This is a genomic window from Streptomyces sp. cg35 (assembly GCF_050410835.1).
In the GTDB taxonomy this organism is placed as follows: domain Bacteria; phylum Actinomycetota; class Actinomycetes; order Streptomycetales; family Streptomycetaceae; genus Streptomyces.
The window spans coordinates 3,544,070-3,564,905 of record NZ_CP191268.1 but is presented as its reverse complement, the minus strand read 5'-3'; the positions used below and the strand labels follow the sequence as shown (position 1 = coordinate 3,564,905).

The 20,836-nt window shown below is 73.2% G+C and carries 17 protein-coding genes; 13 read left to right on the top strand and 4 right to left on the bottom strand.

The annotated features are described in order from the left end of the window. Nucleotides 1-70 precede the first annotated feature (70 nt). Nucleotides 71-1,441, bottom strand: coding sequence for an SWIM zinc finger family protein (locus tag ACQUQD_RS16225; RefSeq protein ID WP_428952789.1), 1,371 nt, complete (start codon nucleotides 1,439-1,441; stop codon nucleotides 71-73). 177 nt (nucleotides 1,442-1,618) lie between these two features. Here ACQUQD_RS16225 and ACQUQD_RS16220 point away from each other — a divergent pair, with 177 nt between their 5' ends. The 7 genes from ACQUQD_RS16220 (at nucleotide 1,619) to sucD (ending at nucleotide 11,053) form a co-directional block, all read left to right on the top strand. Continuing rightward, nucleotides 1,619-2,740, top strand: a complete 1,122-nt coding sequence (locus ACQUQD_RS16220) for an ATP-binding protein (RefSeq protein WP_428952788.1) — start codon at nucleotides 1,619-1,621, stop codon at nucleotides 2,738-2,740. Beyond that, the gene (locus ACQUQD_RS16215) at nucleotides 2,737-5,001 is read left to right on the top strand and encodes a DUF5682 family protein (RefSeq protein WP_428952787.1); all 2,265 of its coding nucleotides are present in this window, start codon (nucleotides 2,737-2,739) and stop codon (nucleotides 4,999-5,001) included. The genes ACQUQD_RS16220 and ACQUQD_RS16215 overlap by 4 nt, the downstream gene beginning before the upstream one ends. Nucleotides 5,002-5,248: 247 nt before the next feature. Beyond that, a complete protein-coding gene (locus ACQUQD_RS16210; protein ID WP_428952786.1) occupies nucleotides 5,249-6,436 on the top strand; it encodes a vWA domain-containing protein in 1,188 nt (395 codons plus the stop codon). Nucleotides 6,437-6,498: 62 nt separating this feature from the next. Next, nucleotides 6,499-7,362, top strand: coding sequence for a hypothetical protein (locus ACQUQD_RS16205; RefSeq protein WP_428952785.1), 864 nt, complete (start codon nucleotides 6,499-6,501; stop codon nucleotides 7,360-7,362). Nucleotides 7,363-7,449: 87 nt separating this feature from the next. Then, nucleotides 7,450-8,562 (top strand): hypothetical protein, encoded by a 1,113-nt coding sequence (locus ACQUQD_RS16200; RefSeq protein WP_428952784.1) that lies wholly within the window; start codon nucleotides 7,450-7,452, stop codon nucleotides 8,560-8,562. A 409-nt stretch (nucleotides 8,563-8,971) separates the two neighbouring features. Then, complete coding sequence (sucC, locus tag ACQUQD_RS16195; RefSeq protein WP_428952783.1) at nucleotides 8,972-10,150, top strand: ADP-forming succinate--CoA ligase subunit beta; 1,179 nt, start codon at nucleotides 8,972-8,974, stop codon at nucleotides 10,148-10,150. Between the two features lie 21 nt (nucleotides 10,151-10,171). Next, a complete protein-coding gene (gene sucD / locus ACQUQD_RS16190) occupies nucleotides 10,172-11,053 on the top strand; it encodes a succinate--CoA ligase subunit alpha (RefSeq protein ID WP_428952782.1) in 882 nt (293 codons plus the stop codon). A 62-nt stretch (nucleotides 11,054-11,115) separates the two neighbouring features. Here sucD and ACQUQD_RS16185 read toward each other — a convergent pair whose 3' ends face one another. Beyond that, on the bottom strand, nucleotides 11,116-12,240 hold the full coding sequence (locus ACQUQD_RS16185) for a helix-turn-helix domain-containing protein (protein WP_428952781.1): 1,125 nt from the start codon (nucleotides 12,238-12,240) through the stop codon (nucleotides 11,116-11,118). Between the two features lie 122 nt (nucleotides 12,241-12,362). Between ACQUQD_RS16185 and ACQUQD_RS16180 the strand changes: the two genes are divergently transcribed. Then, nucleotides 12,363-13,829, top strand: coding sequence for a cell division protein PerM (locus ACQUQD_RS16180; protein ID WP_428952780.1), 1,467 nt, complete (start codon nucleotides 12,363-12,365; stop codon nucleotides 13,827-13,829). 7 nt (nucleotides 13,830-13,836) lie between these two features. Here the strand turns inward: ACQUQD_RS16180 and ACQUQD_RS16175 are convergent, their stop codons facing one another. Beyond that, nucleotides 13,837-14,628: a hypothetical protein gene (locus ACQUQD_RS16175; RefSeq protein ID WP_428952779.1), complete on the bottom strand. Its 792-nt coding sequence runs from the start codon at nucleotides 14,626-14,628 to the stop codon at nucleotides 13,837-13,839. A 310-nt stretch (nucleotides 14,629-14,938) separates the two neighbouring features. Here ACQUQD_RS16175 and purN point away from each other — a divergent pair, with 310 nt between their 5' ends. Further along, a complete protein-coding gene (purN, locus tag ACQUQD_RS16170) occupies nucleotides 14,939-15,559 on the top strand; it encodes a phosphoribosylglycinamide formyltransferase (protein WP_428952778.1) in 621 nt (206 codons plus the stop codon). Then, a complete protein-coding gene (gene purH / locus ACQUQD_RS16165) occupies nucleotides 15,556-17,118 on the top strand; it encodes a bifunctional phosphoribosylaminoimidazolecarboxamide formyltransferase/IMP cyclohydrolase (RefSeq protein ID WP_428952777.1) in 1,563 nt (520 codons plus the stop codon). Before purN ends, purH begins: the two co-directional genes overlap by 4 nt. A gap of 65 nt (nucleotides 17,119-17,183) precedes the next feature. On the opposite strand, the gene ACQUQD_RS16160 is transcribed toward purH, so the two are convergent. Beyond that, a complete protein-coding gene (locus tag ACQUQD_RS16160) occupies nucleotides 17,184-17,855 on the bottom strand; it encodes an RDD family protein (protein WP_428952776.1) in 672 nt (223 codons plus the stop codon). Between the two features lie 216 nt (nucleotides 17,856-18,071). Here ACQUQD_RS16160 and ACQUQD_RS16155 point away from each other — a divergent pair, with 216 nt between their 5' ends. From ACQUQD_RS16155 to ACQUQD_RS16145, 3 genes are all read left to right on the top strand, one after another. Beyond that, complete coding sequence (locus tag ACQUQD_RS16155; protein ID WP_428952775.1) at nucleotides 18,072-18,935, top strand: bifunctional methylenetetrahydrofolate dehydrogenase/methenyltetrahydrofolate cyclohydrolase; 864 nt, start codon at nucleotides 18,072-18,074, stop codon at nucleotides 18,933-18,935. Next, nucleotides 18,925-19,344: a DUF3017 domain-containing protein gene (locus tag ACQUQD_RS16150; protein ID WP_428952774.1), complete on the top strand. Its 420-nt coding sequence runs from the start codon at nucleotides 18,925-18,927 to the stop codon at nucleotides 19,342-19,344. Before ACQUQD_RS16155 ends, ACQUQD_RS16150 begins: the two co-directional genes overlap by 11 nt. Nucleotides 19,345-19,725: 381 nt before the next feature. Then, the gene (locus tag ACQUQD_RS16145; protein ID WP_428952773.1) at nucleotides 19,726-20,739 is read left to right on the top strand and encodes an XRE family transcriptional regulator; all 1,014 of its coding nucleotides are present in this window, start codon (nucleotides 19,726-19,728) and stop codon (nucleotides 20,737-20,739) included. Nucleotides 20,740-20,836 lie beyond the last annotated feature (97 nt).

Below are 20,836 nucleotides of genomic sequence, written 5' to 3'. Positions count from 1 at the left end.
TGCCGCCTGGGGCGGCAGGGTGGGCAAGGCGGCACCCCAGCGCCGGGGCACTGTCATGGAGGCGGTGCGGTCAGCACAGGGAGATGAGGTCGGGGGACGCGGGCGTCCACGTCGAGAGCGGGCGGAAACCCGTGTGGCCGCATTCCCCGAACACCGTCACCGGCGCACCACCGGACAGAGCCACCAGACGCCACAGCCCGGAGGACATCGCGGCGTGGGCGGTCAGGGGGAGCGCCGACTTGCCATCGGCGTCCGCCAGTTGCCAGCCGCCGTCGGGGCCCTGCACCGGTATCACGTCAGCCAAGGTCACCGGCCACGACTCCAGCCACGGATCCGCCGCGAGCGCCCGCCCGTACGCCACGAGGGCCTGGCCCACATCACCCCCCGACGGCCGGACGGCGCTCGGCTCCGGTGCCGAGAACCGCTCGCCCATTTCCCCGCGGAGCGCCCCCGCCCCCGGATGTCTCGCCACGGCCGCGTCCACGGCCGGCCCGGTCGGCAGGGCCAGCGCCGGGGCGCGGCCCGCCGCCCCGAAGGAGAGGAGCAGGACCGTGCGGGCCGACTCCTCGCCGTACAGCCAGATGCGGCGCGTGGTGAGATGCCCGTCCGCCGTGTCGTACTGGGACAGGACCAGCCAGCGGTCCCGGAGCGCGGGCTCCGTCGCCGAGGCCGTCAGGCCCACCCGGGAACGGACCGTCGCCGCCAGGTCGTCGGGGAGCTCCGCACGGTGCAGCCAGCCCTGGTCGAGGAGATGCAGGAGAGCGCACTCCTCCAGCAGTCGCACCGGCCAGCCGGGTCCACTGCCCGGTATCGCGCCCAACTCCCGTACCCGCGAGGCCAGTCCGGGCGCCTGTGCGTCGACCATGCGGGCCGCTGTCTCCTCCCACAGTCCGTAACCCGCCTGCTCCGCCTGCGCCAGTCCGCCCCGGATCAGATCGGTCAGGCGCTGCTCCAGCTCCGTGGCCCCCGCGGTGATCCGCAGCGCGCGCCGCTCCGCTCTGCGTCGCGCCGCCTCAGGATCTGCCGGGGCGCTGCCGCCGGCCCCGGCCGCGCCCTCCTGCTTCGCCGCCGCCCGCTGTCTGCGGCCCGCGAGCCACTGCTCGGCCCAGTCCGGCGGCGCCTGCCCGCCCGGCACCTGCGTGTCGTCGCCCGCCCAGAGCAGCAGCAGCCCCAGCGCGTGCTTGCACGGGAACTTGCGGCTCGGACAACTGCACTTGTATCCCGGGCCCGTCGCGCCCGGCCCACCGCCCGTGTCCACGATCGTCTGGTACGGCTTGCTGCCGCTGCCCTTGCACAGTCCCCACACCGTCCCCTCGTCCGAACTCCCGGTCCCCGACCAGGGTCCCGCCGCCCCGAGCTTGCTTCCCGCCTTGCGTGACGAGGCGTCAGGCGCCAGTGCCAGCACCTGGTCCGTCGTCCAGCGCACCCCCTGCTGAGTCATGTCTTCGACGGTAGGTCCCGGCACTGACAATCCCGTCGGCCACCGCGCTGACCTGCGGTGATCGTGGGTGCGAGGTCGATTGTCAGTGGCGTGGTGCACCGTGGGATCCATCGCGCGGCGAGGCGGTCATGTCCTCGTCGTGATGGTTCGAGTTGGGCGAGTTGGAGGGGGACAGCCATGACCGTTTCCGTCGAGGACCGGACCGGCGAGCAGGCCGGGGGAGAGGCGCTGCGGCCGCACGCCGAGGACGCGTTCGCGGGTGAACTCGCGGCGCTGGCCGCGCAGGACGACCGGCCGCGGCCGGCCCGCTGGCGCCTGTCGCCGTGGGCCGTCGCCACGTATCTGCTCGGCGGCACCCTGGCCGACGGCACGGTGATCACGCCGAAGTACGTGGGGCCGCGGCGCATCGTCGAGGTGGCCGTGACCACGCTGGCGACCGACCGGGCCCTGCTGCTGCTCGGCGTGCCGGGGACCGCCAAGACATGGGTGTCCGAGCACCTCGCGGCCGCCGTCAGCGGGGACTCCACGCTGCTCGTGCAGGGCACGGCCGGCACGCCGGAGGAGGCCATCCGGTACGGGTGGAACTACGCGCAGCTGCTGGCCCACGGACCGAGCCGGGACGCCCTCGTGCCCAGCCCCGTCATGCGGGCGATGGCGGAGGGCATGACCGCACGGGTCGAGGAGCTCACGCGCATCCCGGCCGATGTGCAGGACACGCTCATCACCATCCTCTCCGAGAAGACGCTGCCCATACCGGAGTTGGGTCAGGAGCAGCAGGCCGTGCGCGGGTTCAACCTCATCGCCACGGCCAACGACCGGGACCGCGGCGTCAATGATCTGTCGAGCGCGCTGCGCCGCCGGTTCAACACGGTGGTGCTGCCCCTGCCCGCGAGCGTCGAGGCGGAGGTCGACATCGTCTCGCGCCGGGTCGAACAGGTCGGCCGCGCCCTGGAGTTGCCGAGCGCTCCCGACGGCATCGACGAGATCCGGCGGGTCGTCACCGTCTTCCGTGAGCTGCGCGACGGGGTGACCGCCGACGGCCGTACGAAGGTGAAGTCGCCCAGCGGGACGCTGTCGACGGCGGAGGCGATCTCCGTCGTCACCAACGGCCTGGCCCTGTCGGCCCACTTCGGGGACGGCGTGCTGCGGCCGTCGGACATCGCCGCCGGGATCCTCGGCGCCGTGGTGCGTGACCCGGCGGCGGACCGGGTCGTCTGGCAGGAGTACCTGGAGGCCGTGGTGCGCGAGCGGGACGGGTGGAAGGACTTCTACCGGGCCTGCCGCGAGGTGAGCGCATGACAGGGCCTCTGCTGCTCGGCGTCCGGCACCACGGACCCGGGTCCGCGCGGGCCGTGCGCCGTGCCCTGGACGCGGCCGGGCCGCGGATCGTGCTGATCGAGGGCCCGCCGGAGGCCGACGCGCTGGTGCCGCTCGCCGCGGAGGAGGGCATGCGGCCGCCGGTCGCGCTGCTCGCCCATGTCGTGGACGAGCCGGGGAAGTCGGCGTTCTGGCCGTTCGCCGAGTTCTCACCCGAGTGGGTCGCCGTGCGCTGGGCCCTGGCGCACGCGGTGCCCGTCCGCTTCATCGACCTGCCCGCCGCCCACAGCCTGGCGATGAGGGACGCCGAGGACGCCCCGAACGAGACGGACGAGGCGGACCAGGCGGACCAGGCGGAGGACGTGCGCGTCGACCCGCTGCGCGTGCTCGCCGAGACCGCGGGGTACGACGACGCGGAGCGGTGGTGGGAGGACGTCGTCGAGCACCGCGAGGGCGATGCCTTCGCCGCGCTCGGCGAGGCCATGGGCGCGCTGCGGGAGTCGTACGGGGACGGCGGACACGGCCGCGACCTGGTGCGCGAGGCGTACATGAGGCTCCAAGTGCGCGCCGCGCAGAAGGAGTTCGGCTCGGGGGAGGAGGTCGCCGTCGTGTGCGGGGCGTGGCATGTGCCCGCGCTGCGGCAGAAGACCACCGTCGCCGCCGACCGCGCCCTGCTCAAGGGGCTGCCGAAGGCGAAGGTAGACATGACCTGGGTGCCGTGGACCCACCGCCGCCTCGCCCGCGCCGGCGGATACGGGGCGGGGATCGAGTCGCCCGGCTGGTACGGGCACCTGTTCAGCGTCCCCGACCGGCCCGTGGAGCGCTGGCTGACCAAGATCGCGGGGCTGCTGCGCGACGAGGACCGGATCGTGTCGTCCGCCCATGTCATCGAGGCGGTGCGGCTCGCGGAGAGCCTCGCCGTGATGCGCGGGCGGCCACTGGCCGGACTGACGGAGACCCTCGACGCGGTACGGGCCGTCCTGTGCGAGGGCTCGGACGTCCCGCTGTCGCTCATCCACGACAAGCTCGTCGTCGGTGACGTCCTGGGCGAGGTGCCCGAGAGCGCGCCCGCCGTCCCGTTGCAGCGCGACCTCACCCGGCAGCAGCGCACCCTGCGCCTGAAGCCGGCCGCACTGGAGAAGGAGCTGGACCTCGATCTGCGCGGCGACACCGACGCCGCGCGCAGCCGACTGCTGCACCGCCTCCGGCTGCTCGGCGTCGACTGGGGCGAGCCGGCGAGGTCCACCCGCGGCTCCACCGGCACCTTCCGCGAGACATGGCGCCTTCGCTGGGAGCCGGAGCTCTCGGTGCGGGTCGCCGAGGCCGGGGTGTGGGGGACGACCGTGCTCGCCGCGGCCGGTGCCAAGGCGGAATCGGACGCCGTCGCCGCGACCGCCCTCGCCGACGTCACCGCGCTCGCCGAGCACTGCCTGCTCGCGGGCCTGCCGGACGCGCTGCCCGTCGTGATGCGGGTCCTCGCCGACCGCGCCGCGCTGGACGCGGACGTCGGTCATCTCGCCCAGGCCCTGCCCGCCCTGGTCCGCGCCCTGCGCTACGGCGACGTGCGCGGCACCGGCACCGCCGCCCTCGCCGAGGTGGCGACCGGCCTCGCCGAGCGGGTCTTCGTCGGGCTGCCCCCGGCGTGCGCGGGCCTCGACGCGGACGCGGCCGTCGAGATGCGCGGCCACGTCGACGCGGTGCACTCGGCCGTCGCCCTCCTGGAGCGGGCGGAACTGGGCGAGCGCTGGCGGGCCGTGCTGCGCACGCTCGCCGCGCGGGACAGCGTGGCCGGGGAGATCCGCGGCCGGTGCGCACGGATCCTGCTGGACGAGGGCGCGCTCGACGACGACGGCGCGGCCCGGCTGATGGGCCTCGCCCTCTCGCCCGGCACCCCGCCGGGCGAGGCGGCGGCCTGGATCGAGGGTTTCGTCGGGGGCGGTTCGGGCGGCGGCCTCCTCCTCGTCCACGACGAGCGGCTCCTCGCCCTGGTCGACGCGTGGCTGACCGGAGTGTCGGGCGACGCGTTCACCGACGTACTGCCGCTGCTGCGCCGCACGTTCTCGGCGTACGAGTCCGGGGTGCGGCGGACCCTGGGTGAGCTCGTCGGACGCGGGCCCGCGGCTTCGGCCTCCGCCGTGTCGGGGGTGCCGTCCGGGTTCGCCGGGGAGCTCGATCCGGATCGGGCCGACGCGGTGGTGCCCGTGGTTCGGCTGTTGCTCGGGGTCGGGGCGGGGGCCGGATGAGGGGATGGGGTGCGGGGGTGCGTTGCCGGGTGCGGACCGGTGGGGCTTCTCGCGCAGTTCCCCGCGCCCCTGGGATGCGCACTTCGTGCGGCATCCCATCGAGGGAGCAGCGGCGCAGCCGCATGCTCCAGGGGCGCGGGGAACTGCGCGACCAGCCCCCACCGGACGCGCAGGCGACCACACACCGCACCCGGCAGACGAGACAGCGCACCAGCACCCCCACGGAGGCGGCGAGATGACGGACCCCATGACCATCGGAGATGAACGGCTCCGGCGCTGGCGACTCGTCCTGGGCGGCGACGCGGCCGACGGCACGGGCTGCCAACTGGCAGGCCGGGACGCGGCGATGGACAGCGCCCTGACCGCGCTGTACGGAACCGACGGAGGGAAACAACGGGCACCCGGCGGCAGCCGGAGCGCCGGGCTCGGGGCCTCCGCCCCGTCCGTCGCCCGCTGGCTCGGCGACATCCGCACGTACTTCCCGTCCTCCGTCGTCCAGGTCATGCAGCGCGACGCCATCGACCGGCTCGGCCTGTCCGCGCTGCTGCTCGAACCGGAGATGCTGGAGGCCGTCGACGCCGACGTGCACCTCGTCGGCACGCTCCTCTCCCTCAACAAGGCGATGCCGGAGACGACCAAGGAGACGGCCCGCGCCGTCGTCCGCAAGGTCGTCGAGGACCTGGAGAAGAAGCTCGCCACCCGCACCCGCGCCACCCTCACCGGCGCCCTCGACCGCAGCGCCCGGATCAACCGGCCGCGCCACCACGACATCGACTGGAACCGCACGATCGCGGCCAACCTCAAGCACTACCTGCCCGAGTACCGCACGATCGTGCCCGAGCGGCTCATCGGGTACGGCCGGGCCGCGCAGTCCGTGAAGAAGGAGGTGATCCTCTGCATCGACCAGTCGGGCTCGATGGCCGCGTCCGTCGTGTACGCCTCCGTGTTCGGCGCGGTGCTCGCCTCCATGCGCTCGATCCAGACCCGGCTTGTCGTCTTCGACACGGCTGTCGTCGACCTCACCGACCAGCTCGACGACCCGGTCGACGTCCTGTTCGGCACCCAGCTCGGCGGTGGCACCGACATCAACCGGGCGCTCGCGTACTGCCAGTCGCAGATCACCCGCCCCGCCGAGACCGTCGTCGTACTGATCTCCGACCTCTACGAGGGCGGGATACGCAACGAGATGCTGAAGCGGGTCGCCGCGATGAAGGCCTCCGGCGTGCAGTTCGTGACGCTGCTCGCGCTCTCCGACGAGGGCGCGCCCGCCTACGACCGGGAGCACGCGGCGGCGCTCGCCTCACTCGGCGCACCGGCCTTCGCCTGCACCCCCGACCTGTTCCCCGAGGTCATGGCCGCGGCCATCGAGAAGCGGCCGCTGCCGATACCCGACGCGTCGGCCGAAACCGGCGGAGCGGCGGCAAACCGGATATGAGTACCCATCGGTAACACGGGGCTTGCGCAGGCTCCCTCGTCCCGTGCGAGGATCGGCGCACCGTGACGTCCCCGATCAGCCTCCCCGCCCCCGCCGAGCGCCTGCCGCGCGCGGCGGTGAAGCGGCGTGCGATTCAACTGGCGCTGTTGCTGGCCGGGTTGATCGGCATCGGTTTTCTCTGCGGCGGGCAGGCCCACGCGGACGACTCCGCCGGCCCCCTCGCGCCGCGTCACGCGGCGGTGCGCGAGGCGGCGGCCGAGCCCGTGCGCGAGGTCCGGGCCGTGCCCGGGCGGGCCTCCGGAGAGGTGCGCGCGCGGGTCGTCGAACCCGTACGGGAGAAGGCCGTGCGGCCCGCCGCCGACGCGGTCCGCCAGGTGACCGAGCCGGTCGGCGAGGTGGCCGGCCGGGTCGTCGAGGGCCTCGCGCAGGCGTCCCCCCGGCCGCTGCCGGACGGGCCGCCGACCCTGCCCGAACTGCCGGGCCTGCCCGGCCACTCCGGCTCCGAGCCGACACCGGCCGACCCCACCGAGCCCACCGAACCCGCCGAGGCGCAGCCCGCGCACACCTCCGCGCACGAGCACGCCCCGCACCGCGCCGCGCGTCCGCACGGCTCGACGCAGGCGGGGCCGACGGCGTACGACACCGCGCGGTTCGGCGACGTACGGCGGGACGGTGCACATCGCGCGTCCCCGGCCCGGCACGCCGCCGCGCCGCAGCCGGCCGGACCCGGCACCCCGTCCCGCCCCGACGGCGCACCCGTGGCCAACGCGTCCGCGGGTGACGGGGGTTCGACGCGGCACGGGGATCTGCACGCGGCGGCGTTCGACAGCCGGCTGCCCGTGCTGCTGCCGCCCGGCGCGCTCGCGTCCGGCGGCCCCGCGCCGGTGACCGACCGACATCGCGACATCCCCGAATTCCCCGGCTAGGGCGGCCCCTTCCCCGCACGTGACCTGTCGCGCGGGGGCGGAACAGGTCTGCCCTACCCCTGAGAATTCGAAGGAACCGACGTACCCATGAACAAGAACATCCGCCGCTCCCTCGTCATGGCCGCCGGCGTCTCCGGCGCCTGGGCCCTCGGCTCGGCCGTGGCCAGCGCCGACGAACTGCCCGCCCACTCGCTGTCCGTGCCGGACGTGGCCGGTGACACCGTCGCCGACGTGCAGGACACGGCCTCCCACCTGACGCGGGGCGCCACGGACAAGGCCGCCGACAAGGCCACCGCCGAGGTCGCCGACCAGGCGGCCGGCCACAAGGCCACCCACGCCGCCGAGAAGGCCGTCGCCAAGGCCACGCAGAAGACCGCCACGCAGAAGACCCCCCAGAAGGCCGGGGCCACGGTCTCGCACCTCGGCGCGCAGGCGCGGGCGCACGCCCCCGCCGCCGAGGACGTCCAGCACGCGGCGGCCACCGCGGCCACCGCGGGTGACGACGTCGACTACCTCTTCGGACCCCTGTCCACGTTCGCGGCCGAGGACGTGACCGCGACGGCCACGCCCATCGCCGACGAGACCGCGGCCGCCGTCCTGCCGCCCGTCGCGGCCACCGCCGTGCACGGCGTGCTGCCGGTCGCGGGCCAGGCGGTCGGCGACGCCGGTGGGCTCGCGGGCGGTGCGGTCGGCGACGTCACGCCGTTCGCCACCGGCCTGGTCGGGCAGCAGGTGCAGCCCTTCGCCGCGGGCGTGACCGGCGAGGTCCAGCCGCTGGCGTCCGGTGTGACCGGCGAGGTCGGCCCGCTCGCGCAGGGCCTGGTCGTGGGCGACGTGGCGCCGTTCGCGGGCGGCGTCGTCGACTCCGTGCGCCCCCTCGTGCAGACGGTCGCCGACCACGTGCGGCCCGTCGTGCAGAGCGTCGGCACCAGCGCCCACGGCCTGACGCAGGGCGTCACCGGTGACGTCACGCCGTTCGCCGCGGCGGTCGTCGGCGACGAGGTCGCGCCCTTCGCGCAGACCGTCGTCGCCGACGACGCGGCGCCCCTGGCGAACGGCGTCGTCGGCGCCGTCGCCCCGTTCGCGCACGACCTCACCGGAACCGTCGTCGCCGACGTCCAGCCGCTCGCGGGCAACGCCGTCACCGGTGTGCAGGGCGTCGCCGACTCCGTCGCGCCCAGCTACGTGCGGGGCATCTGACCGACGCCGCTGAGCCCGGTCGGCCGAAATCCATCGGTGTGACCTGGCCGACACCCGGCGTACGGGCGGGCGAACCCGTCGGGGACGGGGTGCCCGCCTTGGGCCCCTTCGTGCAGAACCGGGGCTCTTCGGGTGGCCTCACCGTGCGTACCCCCGCGCGGTGAGGCCGCAAACAAGTGGCGGACAGCACGACAAACGGGACGCTCTGTGACCGGTATCACCGCTCAGGTGTGATCTGCGATTTAGAAGCCATCGCTGAGCGGCGATAACCTGCGAGACGGACATGCCGCGTACCCGGCCACTGTGTACGCCTCGTACGCCTCCCTTGTGACAGCGGAGTCACGTTGCCCATCGCGGCACGCCCACGCAGGAAATCGAACCGCGAGATCACTGATAGGGACGGACGCGCGTGGACCTGTTCGAGTACCAGGCGAGGGACCTCTTCGCCAAGCACGGTGTACCGGTGCTGGCCGGTGAAGTCATCGACACGCCTGAGGCAGCCCGCGAGGCGACCGAGCGGCTGGGCGGCAAGTCCGTCGTCAAGGCGCAGGTGAAGGTCGGTGGCCGCGGCAAGGCCGGTGGCGTGAAGCTGGCCGCCACCCCCGACGAGGCCGTCGCGCACGCGACGAACATTCTCGGCATGGACATCAAGGGCCACACGGTCCACAAGGTGATGATGGCCGAGACGGCTCCGGAGATCGTGGAGGAGTACTACGTCTCCTTCCTCCTGGACCGCACCAACCGCACCTTCCTCTCCATCGCCTCCGTCGAGGGCGGCATGGAGATCGAGGAGGTGGCGGCCACCCGCCCGGAGGCCGTCGCCAAGACGCCGATCGACGCCAACGAGGGCGTGACCCCCGCGGTCGCGCGCAAGATCGTCGAGGACGCGAAGTTCCCGGCCGAGGTGGCCGACAAGGTCGCCGACGTGCTGGTCACGCTCTGGAAGACCTTCATCGAGGAGGACGCCCTCCTCGTCGAGGTCAACCCGCTGGCGAAGGTCGCCTCCGGCGACATCATCGCCCTCGACGGCAAGGTCTCCCTGGACGAGAACGCCGACTTCCGGCACCCCGACCACGAGGCCCTGCAGGACAAGGACGCGGCCGACCCGCTCGAGGCCGCTGCCAAGGAGAAGGGCCTCAACTACGTCAAGCTCGACGGCGAGGTCGGCATCATCGGCAACGGTGCCGGTCTGGTCATGTCGACGCTGGACGTCGTCGCGTACGCCGGTGAGAACCACGGCGGCGTGAAGCCGGCCAACTTCCTCGACATCGGCGGCGGCGCCTCCGCCCAGGTGATGGCGAACGGCCTGGAGATCATCCTCGGCGACGCGGACGTCAAGTCCGTCTTCGTCAACGTCTTCGGCGGCATCACCGCCTGTGACGAGGTCGCCAACGGCATCGTCCAGGCGCTCGCGCTCCTCGAGGAGAAGGGCGAGAAGGTCGAGAAGCCCCTCGTCGTCCGCCTCGACGGCAACAACGCCGAGCTGGGTCGCAAGATCCTCTCCGACGCCAACCACCCGCTGGTGCAGCGCGTGGACACCATGGACGGCGCGGCCGACAAGGCCGCCGAGCTCGCGGCCGCGAAGTAAGGGACGAGGGACAGAACAGCCATGGCTATCTTCCTCAACAAGGACAGCAAGGTCATCGTCCAGGGCATGACCGGTGCCACGGGCATGAAGCACACCAAGCTCATGCTGGCCGACGGCACGAACATCGTCGGCGGTGTGAACCCGCGCAAGGCCGGCACCTCCGTCGACATCGACGGCACGGACATCCCCGTCTTCGGCACGGTCGCCGAGGCGATCGAGAAGACGGGCGCCAACGTGTCCGTGCTCTTCGTCCCGCCGGCCTTCTCCAAGGCCGCCGTGGTCGAGGCCATCGACGCCGAGATCCCGCTCGCCGTGGTCATCACCGAGGGCATCGCCGTCCACGACTCCGCCGCGTTCTACGCGTACGCGAAGTCCAAGGGCGACAAGACCCGCATCATCGGCCCGAACTGCCCCGGCCTCATCACGCCGGGCCAGTCGAACGCCGGCATCATCCCGGGCGACATCACGAAGCCGGGCCGCATCGGCCTGGTCTCGAAGTCCGGCACGCTGACGTACCAGATGATGTACGAGCTCCGTGACATCGGCTTCTCGTCCGCCGTCGGCATTGGTGGCGACCCGGTCATCGGCACCACGCACATCGACGCGCTCGCCGCGTTCGAGGCCGACCCCGACACCGACCTGATCGTCATGATCGGTGAGATCGGCGGCGACGCCGAGGAGCGTGCGGCCGACTTCATCAAGGCCAACGTCACCAAGCCGGTCGTCGGCTACGTCGCGGGCTTCACCGCGCCCGAGGGCAAGACCATGGGCCACGCCGGCGCCATCGTCTCCGGTTCCTCCGGCACCGCCCAGGCGAAGAAGGAGGCCCTCGAGGCCGCCGGCGTCAAGGTCGGCAAGACGCCGACCGAGACCGCCAAGCTGGCCCGCGAGCTCCTCTCGTAGTCAGCCGCTGTACGCAGACCAGTGGGCCCGCACCGAAACGGTGCGGGCCCACTGGTCTTTGGTCATTCGGCCACGGGCGCCAGCCGCTCGGGGCCGCCGCTCAGCTCGCTGCGCAGCTGCCGGCGCAGCTCCAGCTCCTGCGGGGTCAGCCGGCCGGGTCCCGTCAGCGGCGGCACACCGCTGATCGGGGCGCCGGGCGCGGGCACCGGCTCGTAGTGCGTCGGCGCGACCCGCACCGTGAGCGCGGTCGCGCCGACGATCAGGACGGTGACGGCGATCGCGGCCCGGGTCCAGAACCGGGTGCGCTTCTCACCGACGTTCCGCACCAGCGTGGACTTCGGGGCGTCGAGCTTCTCCGCGCCCGCCAGCTCCGTCAGCCGCCGGCTCAGCTGCTCGGGAACGGCCAGCTCCGGCAGCTGCTCGGCGACGGCCTCCCGGGCGTGCAGGATGCGGTTCGCGGCGGCCGGCGTGCTGGCCTCGGTCTCGGCGGCGGTCTCCGGCAGGTCCAGGCCCACCCCGTCGTAGAGCAGCAGAGTGCGCCGGTAGGCGGGCGGCAGGCTCAGCAGGACGTCGAGGAGCTTGCGGTCCTCCGCGTCGGCCGGGGGCGCGTCCGGGTGGCGGTGCGCGGGGCGCATCCGGTGCCAGGGCGACATCGCGTACTCGTACGCCGCCGCCCGCACCCAGCCCGCCGGGTCCGGGTCGACGGCGACCTCCGGCCACCGCTGCCAGGCCAGCTGGAAGGCGCGCTCGACGGCCTCGCGGGCGAGGGTGCGGCGGCCGGTGAGCAGATACGTCTGGCGGACCAGGAACGGGGCGGCATGCGTGTAGAGGGCGTCGAAGGCCTCGGCCGGTGTCCGCGTGGGCGGCTGCTCCGGCCCGGCGGCGGAGGGCTCGGGCCGCGAGGTCCGCTCGACGGGCTTGGCCAGGTCGACCCGGGCGGCGCCGACGGCCACCGGCTCCGGCTTCGGCTGCCGGGCGGCGGGGCGCTCCGCGAGGTCCGTCAGGAGTCTGGCGTACGCCTCCCTCTTACGGCCCCGCGGCGAGGTGCGGCCCGACTCCCAGGACCGCACCGTCTCGCGTGTCACGCCGACCTTCGCGGCGAGCTGAGCCTGGGTCAGCGACTTCGCCTCGCGGAGCCTGCGGCGCTCCTTCGGCGTCGGCAGTGGGGTTGCGGCGCTCTGCGTCATCGGGAACTCCACACACCCTTTCGCGCGAAAAAGTACATAAACGTATCTTGAGCGACACATCCGTAGTTCGCCTGTTACGCGGGGAAAGCGCGTGTCGTTGGGAGCATGGGCCGGTGACCCAAATGACCGGCCGTGGACTGTCGTTGCCCCTGCTGCTGACCCGGGTGCGGGAACGATCACCGGGACCCGCCGCCGGAGTGTTCGGCGGAGCCGTCGCGGCGGGCCTCGGACTCGGGGCGTTCGCGGTGCTCGTGATGGTGCTGTGGATCAGCTCGCCCTACCCGGACAGCGGGCCCGGCGGCGCCCTGCACACCGCCGCCGCGCTGTGGCTGCTCGCCCACGGCGCCGAGGTGATCAGGACCGACACGCTGTCCGGGACGCCCGCGCCGATGGGCGTGACCCCGCTGCTCCTCCTGGCGCTCCCGGTCTGGCTGGTGCACCGGGCGGCCCGGGACGCCGCGGAGCCGGAGGAGGGGGCGCCGCAGCCCCCCGCCGCCGGAGTGTGGGCCGGGGTCGCGCTCGGCTACCTCCTCGTCGGCGCCGCCGCCGCGTCCTACGCGTCCGGCGGTGAACTGCGGCCCTCCTGGGCCAGCTGCGCGGCACACCTCGTCGTGGTCGCCGTGGCGGCGGCCGGCGCCGGCGTGTGGACCGCGCACGGGCGGCCGCGCGGGCCCCTGCCACAGGCGCTGCGCACGGCCCTGGACGTGCTCCCGGAGACGTTCGTGCGCGACGTCCTCCCGGTCGCCGCGCGGGCCGCGGCCGCCGGGGTCCTCGCCTTGGTCGCCGGGGGCGCGCTCGTGGTGGCCGGGGGGCTCGTATGGCACGGGGGAGCGGTGCGGGAGTCGTTCGTGCAGCTGACGGAGGCCTGGTCGGGGCGGTTCGCGGTGCTGCTGCTGTGTTTCACGCTGGTGCCGAACGCCGTGGTCTGGGGCGCCGCGTACGCACTGGGCCCCGGGGTCGTCCTCGGGGCGGGGCACGTGGTGGGGCCGCTGGGCAGCGCGGGCGGTCCGCTGCTGCCGGCCTTCCCGCTGCTCGCCGCGCTGCCCGCGGCCGGCGACGGCTCGCCCCTGACGTGGGCGGCGGGCGTGGTGCCGGCCGCGGCGGCGGTGACGGTGGCGTGGTTCGTGGTGGTGGCGGGCGAGGCGGCCGGATGGTCACGGGGACGCGTCGCGTACGCGGTGGGAGTGGCCGCCGCGCTGTGCGGGGCGGCGCTGGCCGTGCTCGCCGTGGCGGCGGGCGGCGCGCTGGGCGGCGAGGCGCTCGCCCGGTTCGGGCCCGTCGGCTGGCTCACCGGGCTGGCCGCGGTGGCCTGGGTCGGCGGCGTCGGGGTGCCGGTGGCGCTGCTGGTGCGGTGGTGGCGCGGGCGGGAGTCCGCGATGCGGCCCCGGCTGTCCGCGTGGGCGGCGTCGGCGGTGGCCCGGCGGCGTCGTCCCGACGCCGCGCCGGAGCCCGAACCCGCCGGGGAACCGGGCGGGTTCGAGCCCTACGACTTCTTCGACGAGGCGTCACGCGAGTCGCGCTGGGCGCTCCTGAAGGACCTGTCGGAGCGGCCGCGGACGCCGGAGCGGCCGTCCGGCCCCGAGTCCTGACCTCCGGTCAGCGAGTGCCCAGGAGCGGACGGAGCTCCTTCGGCAGGAGGTCGTCGCAGGACTCCTTCGCCGCGTTGGTCAGGGCGTCCGTGCGGCACTCGTAGTAGTCGCTGTAGACCAGCTTCGCCGCGAACATCGACGCCACCAGCGCCAGCGCCAGCGCACCCGTGACCAGACCGCTGATCGCCGCGGTGGTCTGCGGGCGCGAGGTGTCGGGCGCGGCGGCCGGCGCCGGGGCGTCCGGGGCCGGCGTGCGGGGCTTGGCACGCAGGGCGCTGATGCTCCAGTACAGGGCGAGCGCGCCGAGCAGCAGGGCCACGTACGGCCAGGCGAACAGGGCGAAGAAGAAGCCCCACATGCCCGACAGGAGTGCGTAGCGTGCGCGGCGCTGGGCCGGGTCCGTCGGGTCCCAGCGCATACCGCCGGGACCGGGGCCCTGCCCTTCCGGGCCGCCCTGACCGCCCTGTCCGTTGCCCCCGGTGCCTCCGTTGCCGAGGCGGTCGCCGAACCGGCCGCCCTGGGCGCGGCCCGGCTGGCGGTCGCTCCACTGGCTGCCCCACGGGGAGCGGTCGCCGCCCCCGTCGGAGGAGTCCGAGCCCTCCGGGCGGCGCGGCTGCCAGGGACGGTCAGGGGCGTCCTCGGGCGGCGGTGCGAACGGGTTGTCCGCCCCGGTGTCCCCGGAGCCCTTGGTCTCGTCGCGCTCCTCGGTCTCCTTGGACGGCGACGGCGGCGTGGGCCGGCCTTCGCGCAGCAGGACGGCGCCGGCGGGCAGCGTGAGGCGAAGGCTTCGGTCCGGCATCAGGTGTGCGTCTTCCCCTAGGTCGTCGGTCGGGTCGCAGGTGCGGTTTGGTTCGTTCTTTACGTCAACGTTCCGTACCCGCCCGGCGTTCCGCGCCGGAGGTGGCTCTTGCGGGATCTTGCTGGGACTTCCTGGACGCTGACGCTACCTCCCGCCCACGCCCCCGTCCCGTGGGGGCCGCCCGGTGTGCCGGTATCGTTGCTGACGGTCGGCCGCTTCGTAGGGTTCCCCGTATGGGCGAGTGCGAAGCCTTCGTAGGAACGAACAAGGGCGACCGCACGAGAAAGCTCTCCCGAGAAAGGGCCCCGTCGTGGCCAAGGCCAAGCGCCTCGTCGTGCTGGTCTCCGGATCAGGTACGAATCTGCAGGCCCTGCTGGATGCCGTCGCGGCCCAGGGGACGGACGCGTACGGCGCCGAGATCGTGGCCGTCGGCGCCGACCGTGACGGCATCGCGGGTCTGGAGCGCGCCGAGCGCGCCGGGCTCCCCACCTTCGTGTGCCGGGTCAAGGACCACGCCGAGCGCGCGGACTGGGACCGGGCGCTCGCCGAGGCGATCGCCGCGTACGAGCCGGACCTGGTGGTCTCGGCGGGCTTCATGAAGATCGTGGGCAAGGAGTTCCTGGCCCGCTTCGGCGGGCGGTTCGTGAACACGCACCCGGCCCTGCTGCCCAGTTTTCCCGGTGCGCACGGCGTGCGCGACGCACTCGCGTACGGCGCCAAGGTCACCGGATGCACCGTCCACTTCGTCGACGACGGCGTCGACACCGGCCCGATCATCGCTCAGGGCGTGGTCGAGATCCGTGATGAGGACGACGAGAGCGCTCTGCACGAGCGCATCAAGGAAGTCGAGCGCACGCTGCTCGTCGATGTCGTGGGGCGTCTGGCCCGTAATGGCTACAGCATTGAGGGACGAAAGGTAGTTATCCCGTGACCGCCGAGAGCAACAAGCGGCCCATCCGCCGGGCGCTGGTCAGCGTCTACGACAAGACCGGTCTGGAGGAGCTGGCGCGCGGGCTCCACGAGGCGGGCGTCGAGCTGGTGTCGACCGGCTCCACCGCCGCGAAGATCGCCGCGGCCGGGGTGCCGGTCACCAAGGTCGAGGACGTCACCGGGTTCCCCGAGTGCCTCGACGGCCGTGTGAAGACCCTCCACCCGAAGGTCCACGCGGGCATCCTCGCCGACCTCCGCCTGGAGGACCACCAGAAGCAGCTCGCCGACCTCGGCGTGAAGCCCTTCGAGCTGGTCGTCGTGAACCTCTACCCGTTCCGCGAGACCGTCGCCTCGGGCGCCACCCCCGACGAGTGCGTCGAGCAGATCGACATCGGCGGCCCCTCGATGGTCCGCGCCGCCGCCAAGAACCACCCCTCGGTCGCCGTGGTCACCAGCCCCGAGCGCTACGCCGACGTCCTCGCGGCCGTCAAGGACGGCGGGTTCGACCTCACCACCCGCAAGCGGCTCGCCGCGGAGGCCTTCCAGCACACCGCGTCCTACGACGTGGCCGTCGCCTCCTGGTTCGCGGACGACTACGCGGCCGCCGACGACAGCGGCCACCCCGACTTCCTGGGCGCCGCCTACACGCGCAAGAACGTCCTGCGCTACGGCGAGAACCCGCACCAGGGCGCCGCCCTCTACGTCGACGGCACCGGCGGCCTCGCCGAGGCGGAGCAGCTGCACGGCAAGGAGATGTCGTACAACAACTTCACGGACACGGACGCCGCGCGCCGTGCCGCGTACGACCACGAGGACCCCTGCGTCGCGATCATCAAGCACGCGAACCCCTGCGGCATCGCCGTCGCCGGGAACGTCGCGGAGGCCCACCGCAAGGCCCACGCCTGTGACCCGGTCTCGGCCTACGGCGGCGTCATCGCCGTGAACCGCCCGGTCACCAAGGAGATGGCGGAGCAGGTCGCCGACATCTTCACCGAGGTCATCGTCGCGCCCGACTATGAGGACGGCGCCCTCGAAGCCCTCACCAAGAAGAAGAACATCCGCGTCCTGCGCGCCCCGAACGGCCCGGCCGCGAAGGTCGAGACGAAGCAGATCGACGGCGGCGCGCTGCTCCAGGTCACCGACCGGCTCCAGGCCGACGGCGACAACCCGGCCACCTGGACCCTCGCGACCGGCGACGCCCTCTCGCAGGGCGAGCTGGACGAGCTGGCGTTCGCCTGGAAGGCGTGCCGCGCCGTGAAGTCCAACGCGATCCTGCTCGCCAAGGACGGCGCCTCGGTCGGCGTCGGCATGGGCCAGGTCAACCGCGTCGACTCCTGCAAGCTCGCCGTCGAGCGCGCGGGCGAGGAGCGGGCGCGCGGTTCGTTCGCCGCCTCCGACGCGTTCTTCCCGTTCCCCGACGGGCCGCAGATCCTCATCGACGCCGGCGTGAAGGCGATCGTGCAGCCCGGCGGTTCGATCCGTGACGAGCTGGTCGTCGAGGCCGCCAAGAAGGCGGGCGTGACGATGTACTTCACGGGGACGCGGCACTTCTTCCACTGAGTCACCCGTACACGGAGAGGGCCCGCCGGTCACCGACCGGCGGGCCCTCTCCGTAGTGCTGGGGCTCAGCCCTTCACATGCACGACGACCGTGCTCGCGACCTTGTCGTGCCAGCCCTGCTTGCGGCCGGACTTGTCCCAGAACGGGGACAGATAGACGAGGAGCGCGCCGATGCCGCAGGCGAAGCCGCCGACGACCGGGATGATCCAGCGCAGGAAGCCGCCGCCGATGCCCGGCTTCGCACCGGTCTCCGCCTTCAGGACGCGGATGCCGACGGCCAGCTTGCCCAGCGTGGCGCCGACGAAGGCGATCATCAGGACCTGGTACAGCAGGACGATGAGCATGAAGACGCCGGCGATCGGCAGGGTCGCGGACTGGAAGTCCGACGTGGCGTTGTTCACGCAGGTGTCGTACGTGGACGAGCCGGCGTCACAGGCCCGAATCGCGTCGATGAGATCGCTGAACTTCGGCGCCAGGAAGACGAAGTAGACGATGCTGATCAGCACCCCGTCGATCAGCTGCGCGCCGAGTCTGCGGCCCATCGAGGCGAGCGGCGGGACACCGGGCATGCCCGGCCCCGGCATGCCCGGCTGCTGCGGGTACGCCCCGTAGGGCTGGCCCGGCTGCTGCGGATAGCCGTAGCCCTGCGGCGGGACCCCCTGCGGGGCCTGCTGGCCGTACGGGTTCGGCTGCGGCGGTTGCTGTCCGTAAGGGTTGTTCGGGTCGCCGTAACTCATGGCGAGATTCCTCCGAGGATGGTGACGGGGACGGCGCGGACCTGCGGAGGAATGAAACACAAATACGGCCGCCTGAGCGGTTTGCCCCCCTGCCGCCGTCCGCGGCACTGCGCGGATCATGCTCCTCAATCGGACACTCTCCTGTCCAGAGGGCGGCAAAGCTGTTGTGCAGGTGCAACTTGGGTGAACCCGGGCCGCCCTGAAAGAATGGGCACCATGACCGCCCAGATTCTCGATGGCAAGGCCACCGCAGCCGCGATCAAGTCCGAACTGACCGTCCGCGTGGCGGCCCTGAAGGAGAAGGGGGTCACGCCCGGTCTCGGTACCGTCCTCGTCGGCGAGGATCCCGGCAGCCAGAAGTACGTCGCAGGAAAGCACCGCGACTGCGCGCAGGTCGGCATCGCCTCCATCCAGCGCGAACTGCCCGCCACGGCGACGCAGGAGGAGATCGAGGCGGTCGTCCGCGAGCTGAACGAGGACCCCGCCTGCACCGGCTACATCGTCCAGCTCCCGCTGCCCAAGGGCATCGACGAGAACCGCATCCTCGAGCTGATGGACCCGGCCAAGGACGCGGACGGCCTGCACCCGATGAACCTGGGCCGCCTCGTGCTGAACGAGCCGGCGCCGCTGCCCTGCACCCCGTTCGGCATCATCACGCTGCTGCGCCAGCACGGTGTGGAGATCAACGGCGCCGAGGTCGTCGTGGTCGGCCGCGGCGTGACCATCGGCCGCCCGATGCCGCTGCTGCTCACCCGCAAGTCCGAGAACGCGACGGTCACCCAGTGCCACACCGGCACCCGTGACCTGGCCGCCCACCTCAAGCGCGCCGACATCGTCGTGGCCGCCGCGGGCGTCCCGCACCTGATCAAGCCCGAGGACATCAAGCCGGGCGCGGCCGTGCTCGACGTCGGTGTCTCGCGCGACGAGAACGGCAAGATCGTCGGCGATGTGCACCCGGGCGTCACCGAGGTCGCCGGCTGGATCTCCCCGAACCCCGGCGGTGTGGGCCCGATGACCCGCGCCCAGCTCCTGGTGAACGTGGTCGAGGCCGCCGAGCGGAACGCGAACGGTGTTCGCTGAGGCCTCCGGGGGCGCGAAGAAGCGGGGCACCCGGCGCTTCCCGCTGTGGACGCGGGACACCGCGCGCCCCGAGGGCGGCGGCCGCGCGGCCCCCGGCGACGCACCGGCGCCCGCCCGCCAGTGGCCGCTGATCGCCGTGCTCGCGCTGACCGGGATCGGGCTGCTGCTCACCGCGTTCGACCTGTTCCGCGTCGGCTGCATCCTGGTGGGCGTGGCCCTGCTCGGCGGGGCCGTGATGCGCTGGGTGCTGCCGTCCGTCGGCATGCTCGCCGTGCGCTCCCGCTTCACGGACATGCTCACGTACGGGATTCTCGGCCTCGTCATCGTGCTGCTCGCGATGATGGCGCAGCCGCAGCCCTGGCTGAAGATCCCCTTCCTTCAGGACACGCTGCACTTCACCGTGCGATGAGCCGTGGGACGAACCGTGCGGCCAACCGTGTGGCACGTCACACGGTGAGTCGCCTCAAGTGATGTGCGGGGCCTCCGGGATGGAGGCCCGCCGTCCTTGTGTGGGGATGTCCCGTCAACTTCGGGGATTTTGTCGTACGAGGGCCGACACCGCGCATAGCCTGGGAAATCGGGACCGTCATGGACGTCCCGGACCCGGATCGTGCGAGGGGGCACGCTCCGGTGGCGGGCGCTGTCGAATGGTGTCGAATGCCCCCGTGCGCCCCCGCCCAGGGAACTGACATCCTGGCTACCCGCATCCCATTGGGTAGCCAGTGCAAGCCGGGGCCGAAGCGCGGCGCAGGGGTATTCAGGCACGTATGGGGGGAATAGGGGGAAGGCAATGCCTCGTTGGAAGGCGCTACCGGACGAACTCGACCCGCAGGTCAAGGAGTTCGCCAGCCAGCTGCGCCGGCTGGTCGACCGCAGCGGGCTCGGGATCGCCGCACTGTCGGACCGCACCGGGTACAGCAAGACCTCGTGGGAGCGGTATCTGAACGGGCGGCTGCTGGCACCCAAGGGTGCCATCGTGGCGCTCGCCGAGGTGACCGGCACCAATCCTGTGCACCTGACCACGATGTGGGAGCTCGCGGAGCGCGCCTGGAGCCGCTCCGAGATGCGTCACGACATGACCATGGAAGCGATCCGGATCTCCCAGGCGCGGGCCGCGCTCGGGGAGTTCGGCGGACCGACCGCGCCCACGGGCGGCAGCAGAAACGGGAGCGCGACCGCCTCCCGGGCCACCGGTGTCGCCGGCCCCGCGGGTGTCGCGCCGACCGTGCCGCCGCAGGGCTCGGCGCCGCGCGCCGACCGGTTCGGGCCCGCCGAGCCCGCCGGGCCCGCGGCACCGGGAGGTGCCGGCGGCCGGGGCAAGCGGCGGCTGACCATGTTCTTCGCGGGAGTCCTGGGCGCGGTGCTCGTCGTGGTGGTCGCCTACGTCCTGACCAGCGGCGGCGACGGCGACAAGGGCGACGAGGCCGGGCCCTCGGCGGCGCCGACCACCAGCGCGCCGCAACTGCCCGCGGGCGTCCAGTGCGTGGGCGCCGGCTGCACCGGCAAGGACCCGGAGGCCATGGGCTGCGGCGGTGACCTCGCCGACAGCCCGACCCGGGCCGTGGTCGGCACGGCCACCGTCGAGGTCCGCTACAGCAAGACGTGCAAGGCGGCCTGGGCGCGCGTCACGGGCGCGGCGCCCGGCGACAGCGTCCAGCTCGACGCGGGCGCCAAGTCGTCGAAGAAGGGCCTGGTCGGCGACGCGGACACCGACGCGTACACGCCGATGGTGGCCGTGGGGGCGGCCGCCGACGCCAAGGCCTGCGTGACGCTCGCGTCCGGCCAGAAGGGCTGCACCGAGTAAGGCGATCGGTCCGCACCATCGAACAGTGCGTTCGCGTGCGTTTCGCGTGCATGGGGACGGCTTCTCGGGGAAGGCGCAGCAGTACCCCCACGGGAGC

Bases quoted from the DNA above. Each gene is read 5' to 3' on its own strand.
- ACQUQD_RS16225 (WP_428952789.1), bottom strand. From the start codon at position 1,441: ATGACTCAGCAGGGGGTGCGCTGGACGACGGACCAGGTGCTGGCACTG.
- ACQUQD_RS16220 (WP_428952788.1), top strand. From the start codon at position 1,619: ATGACCGTTTCCGTCGAGGACCGGACCGGCGAGCAGGCCGGGGGAGAG.
- ACQUQD_RS16215 (WP_428952787.1), top strand. From the start codon at position 2,737: ATGACAGGGCCTCTGCTGCTCGGCGTCCGGCACCACGGACCCGGGTCC.
- ACQUQD_RS16210 (WP_428952786.1), top strand. From the start codon at position 5,249: ATGACCATCGGAGATGAACGGCTCCGGCGCTGGCGACTCGTCCTGGGC.
- ACQUQD_RS16200 (WP_428952784.1), top strand. From the start codon at position 7,450: ATGAACAAGAACATCCGCCGCTCCCTCGTCATGGCCGCCGGCGTCTCC.
- sucD (WP_428952782.1), top strand. From the start codon at position 10,172: ATGGCTATCTTCCTCAACAAGGACAGCAAGGTCATCGTCCAGGGCATG.
- ACQUQD_RS16185 (WP_428952781.1), bottom strand. From the start codon at position 12,240: ATGACGCAGAGCGCCGCAACCCCACTGCCGACGCCGAAGGAGCGCCGC.
- ACQUQD_RS16180 (WP_428952780.1), top strand. From the start codon at position 12,363: ATGACCGGCCGTGGACTGTCGTTGCCCCTGCTGCTGACCCGGGTGCGG.
- ACQUQD_RS16175 (WP_428952779.1), bottom strand. From the start codon at position 14,628: ATGCCGGACCGAAGCCTTCGCCTCACGCTGCCCGCCGGCGCCGTCCTG.
- ACQUQD_RS16160 (WP_428952776.1), bottom strand. From the start codon at position 17,855: ATGAGTTACGGCGACCCGAACAACCCTTACGGACAGCAACCGCCGCAG.
- ACQUQD_RS16155 (WP_428952775.1), top strand. From the start codon at position 18,072: ATGACCGCCCAGATTCTCGATGGCAAGGCCACCGCAGCCGCGATCAAG.
- ACQUQD_RS16145 (WP_428952773.1), top strand. From the start codon at position 19,726: ATGCCTCGTTGGAAGGCGCTACCGGACGAACTCGACCCGCAGGTCAAG.